The 12967-nt window shown below is 58.3% G+C and carries 10 protein-coding genes and 1 tRNA gene; 1 reads left to right on the forward strand and 10 read right to left on the reverse strand.

The window, feature by feature from the left end; genetic code table 11:
• Positions 1–207 precede the first annotated feature (207 nt).
• From htpG to pstB, 8 genes are all read right to left on the reverse strand, one after another.
• On the reverse strand, positions 208–2232 hold the full coding sequence (gene htpG, locus ACTNBY_RS07935; RefSeq protein ID WP_441064066.1) for a molecular chaperone HtpG: 2025 nt from the start codon (positions 2230–2232) through the stop codon (positions 208–210).
• Between the two features lie 202 nt (positions 2233–2434).
• Positions 2435–2935: a GNAT family N-acetyltransferase gene (locus ACTNBY_RS07940; protein ID WP_427795298.1), complete on the reverse strand. Its 501-nt coding sequence runs from the start codon at positions 2933–2935 to the stop codon at positions 2435–2437.
• Positions 2936–2974: 39 nt separating this feature from the next.
• Entirely contained in the window at positions 2975–3625 is a 651-nt protein-coding gene (locus ACTNBY_RS07945; RefSeq protein ID WP_441057096.1) for a tyrosine-protein phosphatase, read from the reverse strand.
• Positions 3626–3642: 17 nt separating this feature from the next.
• Positions 3643–4380 (reverse strand): CpsD/CapB family tyrosine-protein kinase, encoded by a 738-nt coding sequence (locus tag ACTNBY_RS07950; RefSeq protein WP_441057094.1) that lies wholly within the window; start codon positions 4378–4380, stop codon positions 3643–3645.
• 2 nt (positions 4381–4382) lie between these two features.
• Positions 4383–5039, reverse strand: a complete 657-nt coding sequence (locus tag ACTNBY_RS07955) for a YveK family protein (protein ID WP_349074521.1) — start codon at positions 5037–5039, stop codon at positions 4383–4385.
• A 178-nt stretch (positions 5040–5217) separates the two neighbouring features.
• Positions 5218–6642, reverse strand: coding sequence for a sensor histidine kinase (locus tag ACTNBY_RS07960; protein WP_441064068.1), 1425 nt, complete (start codon positions 6640–6642; stop codon positions 5218–5220).
• Positions 6643–6645: 3 nt separating this feature from the next.
• On the reverse strand, positions 6646–7374 hold the full coding sequence (locus ACTNBY_RS07965; RefSeq protein ID WP_154517679.1) for a response regulator transcription factor: 729 nt from the start codon (positions 7372–7374) through the stop codon (positions 6646–6648).
• Positions 7375–7438: 64 nt separating this feature from the next.
• Complete coding sequence (gene pstB, locus ACTNBY_RS07970) at positions 7439–8314, reverse strand: phosphate ABC transporter ATP-binding protein PstB (RefSeq protein ID WP_441064069.1); 876 nt, start codon at positions 8312–8314, stop codon at positions 7439–7441.
• A gap of 251 nt (positions 8315–8565) precedes the next feature.
• On the opposite strand from pstB, the gene ACTNBY_RS07975 reads away from it, so the two are divergent.
• The gene (locus tag ACTNBY_RS07975; protein WP_441064070.1) at positions 8566–9906 is read left to right on the forward strand and encodes a D-alanyl-D-alanine carboxypeptidase family protein; all 1341 of its coding nucleotides are present in this window, start codon (positions 8566–8568) and stop codon (positions 9904–9906) included.
• Positions 9907–10039: 133 nt separating this feature from the next.
• Here ACTNBY_RS07975 and ACTNBY_RS07980 read toward each other — a convergent pair.
• Both ACTNBY_RS07980 and ACTNBY_RS07985 read right to left on the reverse strand, forming a co-directional pair.
• A tRNA-Ser gene (locus ACTNBY_RS07980) sits at positions 10040–10130 on the reverse strand.
• A gap of 96 nt (positions 10131–10226) precedes the next feature.
• Positions 10227–12413, reverse strand: coding sequence for a tetratricopeptide repeat protein (locus ACTNBY_RS07985; RefSeq protein WP_441064071.1), 2187 nt, complete (start codon positions 12411–12413; stop codon positions 10227–10229).
• Positions 12414–12967 lie beyond the last annotated feature (554 nt).

Below are 12967 nucleotides of genomic sequence, written 5' to 3' on the forward strand. Positions count from 1 at the left end.
ACAAGAACGTCCCCAACGACTAGTTTGGACCACGGTAACGTCGATGTTTTGGCAATGCCAGCGAGCGGGCACCAGAGCGAACAAATTGGCATGAAAAGAGGACGGCATAGACCTTCTGGTCATGCCGTCCTCTTTGAATGACAAGTTGTCGCTCTGGTGCCCGCGCAGCGTCGACCGGTCCGCCGTTCGGCAGAACGGCGGAACCAATTACATAAGCTCGCAGACAGCCGCCGCGAAGGCAACGGGGTCCTCGGGCAAAATACCCTCGACGAGCAGGGCCTGGTCATAGAGCAGGCCGGAGTACTGCTTGATCTTGTCGGCGTCGCCCGCCTTCTGGGCAGCGACGAGCTTGGCAAAGACCGGGTGCTTGGCGTTGAGCTCGAGCACACGCTGGCTCTTGGGCATACCGTCGGGCGCACCCTCGGGACCCTTCTGAAGCACCTTCTCCATCTCGAGCGAAAGCGGACCCTCGGTGATGATGCACGCGGGAGCATCGGTCAGGCGCGCAGAGACGGCGACCTTCTCGACCTTGTCACCGAGTGCCTCCTTCATGGCGCTAAAGAGGTCCTCGTTCTCCTTAGTGGCGTCCTCGGCCTCCTTCTTCTCGTCCTCGGTCGCCAGGTCAAGATCGCCGGTAGCGACATTCTTGAGCTCCAGGTGACGATCCTCGACCTCGGGCTCGGCACCGTCGGCAACAGCCTTCTCGGCAGCCTCGCGGGCAGCGTCGTCCTCGTAGATCTTGGGCATATCGACGGCAACGTACTCACGCATAGCCTGGAACGTGAACTCATCTACATCCTGCGTCAGCAGCAGCACGTCATAGCCGCGGTCGAGTACGCCCTTTACCACGGGCATCTTGGTCAAGCGCTCACGCGAGTCGCCGGCGGCGTAGTAGATGGCCTTCTGATCTTCGGGCATGCCCTTGGCATACTCGGCCAGGGTAATCATCTTCTGCTCCTTGGCAGACCAGAACAGCAGCAGGTCGGCGAGCTCATCGGCCTTCATGCCATAGCTCGAATAGATGCCGTACTTAAGGCCACGGCCAAAGTTCTCAAAGAACTTCTCGTAGGCCTCGCGGTCGTTGTCACGCATATCCTCAAGGTCGGCGGTAATCTTCTTTTCCACACGCTTGGCGATAGCCTTGAGCTGACGGTTCTGCTGCAGCGTCTCGCGCGAGATGTTGAGCGACACGTCGGCGGAATCCACGACGCCGCGGACAAAGTTATAGTAGTCGGGAAGCAGGTCGTCGCACTTCTCCATGATCAGGACGTTGGAGCTGTAGAGCGCCAGGCCCTTTTCGTAGTCCTTGCTGTACAAATCGAACGGCGCGCGGCCCGGCACAAACAGCAGGGCGTCGTACTCGAGCGTACCCTCGGCGTGGAAGCTGATGGTGCGCGCAGGATCGTCAAAGTCGTGGAACGTAGACTTGTAGAACTCGTCATAGTCCTTCTGCTCAACATCGGAGCTGCGCTTCTTCCAGATCGGCGTCATGGAGTTAACGGTCTCGAGCTCCTGGTAGTCCTCGTACTCGGGCTTGTAATCCTCCGGCGCGTCCTCGGGCTTGGGTTTCTGGCGGCTCTTGGAGACCATCATTTGGATTGGGTAGCGCACATAGTTGCTGTACTGCTGAATCAGGCTCTTGAGGCCCCACTCGGTCAGGAAGCGATCGTAGGTCTCGGCCTCGCCATCGGCGTCGAGCTTCTCGTTCTCGCGCAGCGTCAGGATGACATCGGTGCCGTGCTCGGCGCGCTCGCCGTCCTCGATGGTATAGCCCTCAAGACCGTCGGATTCCCACACATGGGCGACATCCTCGCCATAAGCGCGGCTGACCACCTTCACGTGGCTGGCGACCATAAAGGCCGAGTAGAAGCCCACGCCAAACTGACCGATGATGTCGACATCCGAACCCTGCTGCTCGGCGTTCTCGGTCTTAAACTCCTCGGAGCCGGAATGGGCAATGGTGCCCAGGTTGCGCTCGAGCTCCTCGGCGGTCATGCCAATGCCGTTATCCGAGATGGTAATGGTGCGGGCGTCTTTATCAAAGGAGACGCGAATAGCCAGGTCGCCCTGGTCGAGCTTGACGCTCGGATCCTGCAGGCTCTTAAAGTTGAGCTTGTCGACGGCGTCGCTCGCGTTAGAGATAAGCTCGCGCAGGAAGATTTCCTTGTTGGTGTAGATGGAGTTGATCATGAGGTCGAGCAACTTTTTGCTCTCGGTCTTAAATTGACGCATGTGCAGTCCTTTCGCGCTACCCCCGTCCGCAAAAACAGCTCGGTTGCCCGAGCCGTATCGCAGACCTGCTATGTTCAGACTTAGATTTTATAACCCATTAGCGCGCATATATACATGCGGAATCGAAAAACTGTATGTCCGAACACTCCGATGCGCCAATTGCCAAGGAGTGTCCCCAACTGCCGACAGAAAAGGAACGTCCCTATCTGCCATCTACGCGCTTGGCCATCCAGGCATGGGGTTGGCCCTCGTCTTCGTAGTCAACCGGGGCAATTTGTGTGTAGCCAGCCTTTTCATAGAGCGGCAACACGTATTCCTGCGCGTGCAGCTTAATAAGTTTAGCGCCGGCATCGCGTGCGCATGTATCGCTGGCCTCGACGATCGCGCTTGCCAACCCGCGACGACGCATAGCCGGCAGCACGGCGACGCGCCCCATAATGTAGGTCTCCCCCGCGGCGACGCCTTCGTCCAAGTCGCACGCCGGTGGCACCGGAGCCTCCGCATCTGCCGCGCGCTCCAGCTCCTCGGGAAACACGCGCGAGCAGCCGGTGAGTTGGCCATCCACATACAGCGTCACATGGATGCAGCCCGGGTCCTCGTCAATCTGGTCAAACTCGTTTTCATAGCCTTGTTCGTCCATAAAAACGGCGCGGCGCACCAGCGCCGCGTCCTCAAAGCAACCTGTCTTAAGTTGGATATCCAAGGCGGCCCCTTCATTCAGTAAGAACGTTAGGGACAGATTTTAGCGAAAATGAGCCCCGCGCACACTAAACTTCGCACGCGCTTTTGCCAGGCAATCGTAGTGGCCCACGTTATGGGCGTCACTCGCGATAAAGCTGTACAGATTTTGCTCGAACAGACGCTGCGCCGGCTTTTTCTCGCGACCAAAGCGCCCACCCGCAATAAAGTCGGCAGAAGCCTGCAGCTTACAGCCCATGTCGACCAGACGCTCGGCCACACTCACATCCTTTTGAACAGCGCGATATCGCTCGGGATGGGCGATGATCACCTGGTAGCCGCGGCATTGCAAATCGTAAATCGTACTCTCGTACTCTCTAAACGCATAGGAATCAGCATGCGTCGAAAGCTCGAGCAGGAACTCGTTGGTTCCATCGAAATGCAGGTACTCCGCAGCGTCGATGCCCAGCTCGACGAGCTTTCGGTGGTTGACCTCAAAGCCCATCTGAAGCGGAAAACCATCTGCGTTATCCCGCAATAGCTCAAAGGCATCCCACATCTTGTCGTAGTCAAAATAGGGATCTCGGCAATGCGGGGTGCAGACAATTCTGGTTACGCCAGCCTGCTTGGCAGCTGCAAGCATCGCCAAGCTCTCATCAAGATCGGCAGCGCCGTCGTCTACACCCGGCAAGATATGACAATGAATGTCGCGCATAGGTCGGCCTTAATCAACTAAACGTTTGCCCGGTTGGTAAAGATGCCCATTTTAGAAGCACCCTGAGCAGCGGAACCGTTCTTTACCTTCTTACCTTCCTTGGTGTAGTAAGAATAGTAATACTCGCTGGTCTCGGTCTCGCAGTAATTCATAACGGTACCGATGAGCTTGACCTTCTCGGACTTCTTAAGCTGAGCGATGGCGTTGAGCGCCTCCTCGCGCTTGGTGAAGTCTTCGCGCACCACAAACAGCGTGCCGTCAGTCAGGCTGGCGATCTCGGCAGCATCGATGAAGGTGCCGACCGGGGGAGCATCAAAGATGACGTACTGGAACTTGGCGGACAGTGCCTTTACCAGCTTGGCAAAGCGGTGAGAGACGATGATGTCGGCAGGATTGGGAATATGCGGCTCGGCATCGAGGAAGTAGAAGTTCTTCTGACCCGTCTCGACAATCGCCTGGTCAATAGAAACCTGCTCGGAAAGGACTGCGTAGAGTCCGCCGCGGGAGCGGACGCCGAGCATATCGGCAAGGGACCTGCGACGCATATCAGCCTCGACCAGCAGGACGCTCTTGCCGCTGGTGGCGATAGCCTGGGCAAGGTTGATGGAAACCGTAGACTTACCCTCGTTGGGAATCGAGGACGTGACGGTAATGGTGCGAATGGGATCATCCACGCTCGCAAAGCGGATGTTGGCCAGAAGGGTCTTGGCGGCATTCTGTACAACGAGCTTATCGGTGTTCTTTGCCTTAGCCATGCCTATTTACCACCTTTCATAGCCGGAATTCGGCCAACAACGGGAATGCCCAGGAGCTCTTCTGCCTCTTCTGCACCGCGGATGCGGGTATTGAGCATGTCTGCCAAAACGACATAGGCAACTGCGATAAAGATGCCCGCGAGGAACGCGACAGCAACGTACAGCATACGCTTGGGACCGCTGGGGGCTTCGGGGGTCTTAGCCTCGTCGATAACGTTGATGCTCTGGGCAGCGCCGACGTTCTGAGCGACCGTACTCACCGAGCTAGCTATGGCCTTTGCGACCTCAGCCGTCTCCTTGGCATCGGTGCCGGTAACCGAAAGCGTAATGACACGCGTGGTGGTCTCGGAGGAAACAGACACCTTGTAGTCATCCAGATCGGTGAGGCCCAGTTCCTTGGCGGCGCCGCTCTTAACGCTATCGCTATCCAGCAGCGTGGCGATATCGTTGGAAAGCATCTGGCTCGCCGAGAGATCGTTGTAGCTCATCTGACCGCTATCGTCGGTCTTGGCGAGAATGTACATGCTCGTCGTCGCGGTATAGGTGTTGTCCATCGCAACGAAGGACACGATGCCCATGGCGATCGCGCAGACCACCGGAAGGGTGATGACCAGCTTGAGGTGCTTTTTGAGCAGCTGGAACAATTCGAGAAGGGTCATGCAGCTTGCCTTTCAGTTCCCGAGTTCGTATTGACAAAACTGCTCGTATAATATCGCATATTTCTACCATGCCCAAGCTCTATACATAAGATACAGCGTCCGCGTGTAAGTTGCGCAACAATTCACGCGGTAGCGGAGGCGCGGGCGTACCGTCTAATCCTCGGTTTTTGCTATGCCGCTACGCGAACGGTCCCTCTTGTTGCACGGGAAACGTTACCGTAATGGTGGTTCCCACGCCCGGCTCACTCGACAGGTCAATCGCGGCGTGATGGTACAGAGCGGCGTGTTTGACGATCGCCAAACCCAGGCCGGTTCCGCCACGCGCCTTAGAACGACTCTTGTCCACGCGATAAAAACGCTCGAACACTTTACCCTGCTCCTCGGGCGCAATACCGATACCCGTATCGGCAACAGACAGGTACGGATGACCCTCGTCATTGGTCCCGCAGCGCAGCGTGACCGTACCGCCAGGTCGGTTGTAGCGAATGGCGTTGCTTGCAAGGTTGTAGATCAGCTCGTCAATCAGGCGCGGCACGCCTTCGATCACCATGGGCTTCGTCTCGTGCCCAATGGTCACATTCGACTGCCGGGCAACTTGCTCAAGACGCTGTTCCACCGTCAAAATGGCGCGAGAGAGCTCGATGGGTTCTGTGGACCCAATGGGCACCGCCTCGCCCTCGGATGCTCGCTCCGCCTCGTCCAAGTTGGAAAGCGTAAGAATGTCGTTGACGAGCGCTGCCAGGCGGCCCGCCTCGCGATAGATGCGGCCACCAAAGTTGCGCAAGTCGTCCTCGCCCTCAACCATGCCGTTTGCAATAAGCTCGGCATAGCCCGAAATCGCGGTAAGCGGGGTCTTGAGCTCATGGGTGATATTGGCCGTGAACTCGCGGCGCATTCGGTCGTTGTCCGCTAGCACCGCCATTTGGCGCTTGAGTTCCTGGCGCTGCGACTCGATACGCTCAAGCATGGGGACCATCTCGGCATAGGCGTGCTCATAGCTACGGCGTGGGTGGTCCAAATCTACCTCTTGCAACGGCGCGATGATTGCACGGGACTCGCGGCGCGCCATAAAAAACGAGAGTATTGCACCCGCTGCTGCGATAAGCAGCATCGGCGCCACCATCGACAGCAAAATCGCCGCAACGCCAGGCTGGGCTTGCGCCAAGCGGACAACCTGGCCGTTATCAAGGGCGACGGCGCGATACAGCATAATCTCGTCGAGCGTAGAGCTTGCGCGCTCCGCGGAACCCAAACCACTCTCAAAGGCCTCGATGACCTCGGGGCGATCGCCATGGTTGGGCAGTGAGGAAGGCGACGCCTCGTTGTCGTAGGCAACCGATCCATCCTTGTTAATCAGCGTAATGCGCAAGTCCTCGCGATCGAGGCTACGCAAGAACGGGATGGGCTCCTGCTGTTCGTCGAGGGCGGCAGCAATGAGCTCGGTTTCCTGCGCCAGATTGGCACTCGTGGCATCCGCCAAGGTGTTTTGCACAAAGAACGCACCCAGCACCGTAAACGCCACGATAACCGCCATGGCGCAAACAAAGATCGTCACAAAAACGCGGTGCGACAGCGTATGTTTTCCCTGGGGGGCGAAGACCACGGGCTACTCCTCCGATGCGGTGGCCGCGGTGTCGTCACCTTCGGCACCGTCACCGGCAGAAGGCTCGGCCAAGCGGTAGCCCACGCCGCGCACGGTCTCGATGGCGCTGGCATGCTCGCCCAGTTTTTGGCGAAGCGTCTGAACGTGCACGTCAACGGTGCGCGAACCGCCGTCGAAGTCCCAGCCCCACACGCTCTGCAGCAACGACTCGCGGGTAAAGACCACGCCGGGCTTGCGCATGAGGTACTCGAGCAGGTCGAACTCGCGCAGGGTGAGCTTAAGCGGCTCGCCGGCAACGGTCACCTCGCGATGGCTGGGCGAAAGCACGATATCGCCCACGCTGAGCACATCGCTCGCCTGCTTGACCATGCCGCCGCGACGCAGCAGTGCGCGGCAGCGGCTCGCAAGCTCCATGAGCGAAAACGGCTTAGTCAGATAATCGTCGGCACCGCCATCGAGCGCCATCACCTTGTCGAGCTCGGTATCCTTGGCGGTAAGCATCATGATGGGCACCGTCTCCGTCAGGCGATCGGCACGCAGGCGACGCATAATCGCCAAGCCATCGGTATCGGGCAGCATGATATCGAGCAGCACAGCATCGGGCACCCGTCGCGCCACGGCAGCCTTAAACTCACCGTCGCACGAAAAGCCTTCGGCCTCGATCCCCTGCTTGCGCAGCGCATAGACCGTCAAATCCCTGATGTTGTCATCGTCCTCGACGTAATAGATCATGTTGAACCCCTTTGCGGCCGGCATGACCGCATCTTAATCCTAAAGGTACCTTTACTAGATGGTATCAGCCAAAACGGCCCGTCAAATAATCCGCCGTACGCGGGTCGGTAGGATTTTTGAAAAGCTGAGCGGTGGGCGCGTGCTCCACCAACTCACCTAGCAAGAAAAACGCGACGGAATCGGATATGCGCGCCGCCTGCTGCATATTGTGTGTAACGACCACGAGCGTGCAGGTCTCTTTGAGCTCGCAGGCCAGCTGCTCCACCACGAGCGTCGACACGGGATCGAGCGCCGAGGTCGGCTCGTCCATCAGCAGAATATCGGGCTGCACGGCAAGCGCACGGGCGATGCACAAACGTTGCTGCTGTCCGCCCGAAAGCCTCAGACCAGACTCCTTGAGTTTGTCCTTGACTTCGTCCCACAGGGCAGCGCGGCGCAGGGAATCCTCGACCAGCTCATCCAGCACAGCGCGATCGCGCACACCCATACCGCGGGGGCCATAGGCGACGTTGTCGTAGATGCTCATGGGAAACGGGTTGGGGCGCTGGAACACCATGCCCACGCGCTGACGAAGGCGGCAGATGTCGTAATCGCCCAGGATATCTTGACCATCGAGCGCAATCTTGCCCTCGATGCGGCAGTCCTTGATGCCGTCGTTCATGCGGTTAAAGCAACGCAGCAACGTCGACTTGCCGCAGCCCGAAGGACCGATAAACGAGGTAATCTGCTTGTCGCGGATCTTGATGGACACATCCTTAAGCGCGTGGTGATCTCCATAGAACAGGTCGAGGCCCTCGACATCGATGCGCGTCGGCGAGGCGGCAAGGTCCTCTGCCGTGGGGCGAGTCGCATCCCCAACTTCGCGCTCATGCGCGGCCTCGGCCTGCGCTTCCATTAGCTCCTCGAGCTCCGTGGGCCCCACAGCCGCAGCAGCCGTCATACCGCATACCTCCACATCGATATCAAATCAGCAGTATCGATAGTAAAAATCGCAGCTCATATATGCGTGAGGGTATTGTCAAGTATTTGTAAGGACCTCCTCGATACGCGACGGGCAATCATATCGACCGTGCACACCCAAGCGTCCGCTCAGACACGAAGATAAACCGCACGCGCCAAACCCCAAGCGGCACAGCCGGTAAACGATATACTCTAGAGCCAAAGGAGACCATCCCGTCGAAAGCGAAATCAGTGAAGCATCTTACCCCTCTTGTAAAGCGTTCCGCGCAGCTGACCGTTGGCCTTGCCTGCGCCGTCGCCCTTGTCGCCGGTATTCCGTCCGTCGCCGGCGCCCAAGTGCTCACGACCGATAACATCTGCGGCAAAGCCGCCGATGCACGCGGCATTGCAGCCGAAGACCTGCCCGATATCGATGCCTCCAATGCGTTTGTCATGGGTAAAAACGGCTCCGTCTACTATGCCCGTAGCGCCGACGAGCAAGTCAAAATCGCCTCGATCACCAAGGTCATGACTGCAATCCTCGCGGTCGAGAACTGCAAAATGGACGAGAAAATCACCGTGAGCAACGCGGCGGCAACCGTAGGCAACTCGACCGCGGGACTCCTCGAAGGCGACGAGCTCACCGTCGAGCAAGCGCTGCGCGGCCTGATGATCCCCTCGGGCAACGACGCCGCCATCGCGCTTGCCGAACACGTGGGCAAAAAACTTGACCCCAAGACCAAAGATGCCGTCGCTACGTTTGTAAAAGCCATGAACGAGCAGGCCAAGAAGCTCGGCTGCACGGGAACGCTCTTCGAGAACCCGCACGGGCTGGATTTTGACGAATGGGCCGGCGATATGCATTCAACCGCACACGATGTGGCATTGATGATGCAAGAGGCCATGAAGGACGACACGATTCGCGAAGTCATGGCGAGCAAAGATCCCTGGATCGAAGTGACGGGCGCCGACGGCTCCGATCATTCGCATTCCATGGAAACGCACAATGTTTTATTGGACCAAGACGGCAATATCGGCGGTAAGACCGGCACCACCGACGATGCCGGATACTGCTTTGCAAGCGCCTACAATCGCGATGGCGACGAGATCTATACCGTTGTCTTGAACTCCAGCACCACCGACCAGCGTTTTGCCGATACGGCCACACTTGCTAGTTGGTATTACGACCACAAGGTAACGGTCGAAATCGCCAATACGCAAAAGAAGACCGCCAACGGAAATCCGCTGATGGCACGTGTCAGTCAAACCGACTGGACAGACAAAACGATCGACGCCACGCTTGCCGACCCCACCGCGCAGGCAACGGTGTTCTCACTCGCCGGCGAAGTGACCGAAAAGGTTAGCTACGATGACCTTTCGGGCACGGTGCATGTTGGCGATAAGGTGGGCAGCGTTACGCTTAAGCAGGACGGCACCAAGATTGCCGTCATGGACCTGGTTGCCGACGAGGAAGGAACGGGGCCCAATCCCATCGAGTGGCTGCTCGTGAAGCTCGACCGCCTGGGCCGCCGCATCGACAACCGCCCGCTCACAGCCGAGAGCGAGACCGTAGCCAAGGCTCCTGAGGTGTAGGGCCAAAGCGATATCACATCGAACCAAATGAGGCGTCCAACGGGGCGCCTCATTTTTTGAGGGTTCGAATCCCCAGTTAACATTCTTCTAATCAAAAAAGGGCCCCAAATGGGACCCTTCTTTCAAGTCATACTGGCGGAGAGCTGGGGATTCGAACCCCAGATGCCCTTTTGGGGCATACTCGCTTAGCAGGCGAGCACCTTCGGCCTCTCGGTCAGCTCTCCGTAACAGCCGTTCCATAGTAACCAAACACTCGAATCCGGGCAAGGGGAAATTTTGATAATTGGCCGGCAGGCTTTCCTCCCCCATAAATCAAACCCCTATCCCAACGACCGGCTGAGGGATCCGAGCTCATCGTTTCCCATCGTGCGCCACATTTGGAAGATGCAGACGCGTGCCAGGAAAAAGAAACCGTTATCGACCAGCTGCACAGCAGCGTCTGCCAGCTGGTTGGACACGGCGGGCACCGGCGGCAGTTCGAGCCCGGCCTTACTGATGGTCTCAACCGCTTCCTCGAACGTCGGTGGCTCATTGACACCCATCTCGTTCATAAGGCCCTGCATTTCCTCCAGTGCGTTGCTACCCGACTCCTCGCCGCGCGGTACCAAGCGGTAGCACGCCAACGCCAGCTGGAGCTGATCGCAGTTCCAGTAGGCAAACGCTAGGCGATAGAACAGGTAGCCGATTGCGGAACGGTCACTGGCAATGCGCAGGCCGTGGCGCGCCACCTCAATGACCTCGTCATAGCGCTCCAGACGCGCCAGCACGTTGATGAGTGCAAAGTGTGATTGCATGGATGAGCGCGCCAGATCGTAAAGATGACGCACCTCGGGCAATGCCCGCTCAAAATCCTCCTGATCGGCGTAAAAGCTGCAAATCTCATGCTGGGCAAAGTACAGCGCATCGGGAGCGCGCAAAATACGAACGGAGCGGTCTTCCTCCATTACCGGCAGCACCATACGCACCAGTTGGTTGTCGCAAAACAGCGTCTGGACCGGTCCTGTCGCCAAAAGCTCGGCAACGGCGCACTTGGCCTCCAGCTCCTCAACAAGACGGGAAAAGCCCTCAAACGCACCCGCGCGGTCGACTTTTGCCCGCTCGCGCAACTCAGCGACGCGCGCCACATACGGGTCATCGCCCTCCTCCATAACCTCAAGCTCATCAGCCGTATCGGCAAGCAGCAGGTCGCGCAACGCCGGCGGCAGCGAACGGTGGTCGTCACGCGGGCGAGCATGAACCTCAGCGGGCTCAATCGCATCCGGCGCGTCCGACTCATATGCCTCAAGCATGCGCTTGCACGGCATATCATCCATATCCATACTTTCAAAATTCTTAGCGGCGGGAACGCAATTGGCCAGATAAGCCGCACGCCCAAAGGAATATGTTGCAATGATGCGCTCGCCCCGCTCGCCATCGGGAGCCGCAATCTGAACGTAGCAGCGCGTAATGCTGGCACCGGCAGCAAAACAAGCCGCTGCTAGCGTGAGCGCCACGCGCGCATCGTGCTCGGTGGCCCATGCTGCGCGCTTAGGCTCATCCACCTCGCGCCAGGCATCATCTTGAGCATCGTATTCGCGCTGCGGCATAGCATCGACAACCGTTCGGCCAAATCGAACCAGCATGATGCCCTCGGCGACGTTCGCCCGATAGGTGTAGTCGAGCCGCGTGACCACGTTGAGTGCTTCTACGATACGTGCAAAGCGGGTGCGAACGTCCCACTCGCCGCCTGGCTGGCAAGCTACCGTACCCGGTTTGGCCCACGGGTTGTCATTCGACAGCGTTTCGAGCAGGCGAGGAACGTCGTTTGTCGTCTTGCTGATATGCCATAGGTCAAAGAGCGAGCAGCCCTCAAAGCTTGGCGACGAGGCAACGGGGCCCAACCCTGCCCCAATACGCTCAAGGATGCCGGAGAGGCGGTTAAGACGACACTCGATAGCAAGCAGCATGTCAATCTCGTCTTGGTCCAGCAGGCTACGATCAAAATTGAGATAGAACAGCTTTGAGCGGTCGATACGCGCTAGGCCCATCTCGGACTTGGCAGCGATGGTGCGCAGTCGGGGCAAATCGACCTCGCTCATAAGGGCGGCGGCATAACGCTCGATACCGCTCGGATTATCGGCATGGTCAACGCGGTAGAGCAGCGTCTCGATAGCATCGGGGAGCGGTGCCGTGTTAAAGCCCAAAAACACCTCGACCGGCTCGGGCAACTTTACGAGTTTGATCTTGTTGGCGGTGTTTTTTATACCCTCATCAAGCTCGTCGGCAGGTACCGTGTTCGCAAGAGCGTTGTTGGGGTCGGCAAATATCACGTAGCGCAAGAACATCGAGGCCATAAACTCGCCATAAGGGAGAGCACGGCTCGAATTCCATGTCTCGTGGTCGGACTGCTCACGCATGGGCCCTTCGGGAGAGCCGGCCGTTCGCGCACAAGCGCGCATTGCACCGTTGGCTCCCCGCACCAAAATCTCGCCAACACTGGAATCGGACTCGTCAAGGACCAATTTCATATCGGGGTTCTTGGGCAATGGCACTTTCTGAACAGGGCCGTCAACCTTATAGACCTCACCTGACACGCTCACGTAGCCCAAAAGCGATATGTGGCTTTTGCCTACGAATTCGACGACGTAGCAAGACTCTTTAGGATCCTCGCCAAAAACTTTCCAGACAACACCATACGAGCGCCCCGCGGGTTGCTCTGGCATCGATGGAAAACGCTTTTTGGGGTCGAGAAACCTGAGCTTGTATGTCGGACGCTCTGCCACGAAATATCACCCTGATCGGTCGTATAGCGAAGGAGTGGTCACGGACGGACCGCGACATCTACTCGGAATCTTACACGAGTCGATAAGAAATAGTCTCCCGCGGGCGGAGGCGCACGATTCCAGTCGAGTGTCTGGGGTCGAATGGCGGCGTAAAAGAAAAGCCCCCGTTGCCGGAGGCTTCAAGTTCGATTGGTGCGGCGTATAGGATTCCGCGCATCCGCTTCGCGGATCCGCACCGGCTTCGCCCGCCTGCCGGCGCGCTCGCCCGCTCGCTAAAAACGCTCCGCGTTTTCTTTACG

This window comes from Collinsella sp. HCP28S3_E12 (genome assembly GCF_052065595.1).
Taxonomy (GTDB): Bacteria; Actinomycetota; Coriobacteriia; order Coriobacteriales; family Coriobacteriaceae; genus Collinsella.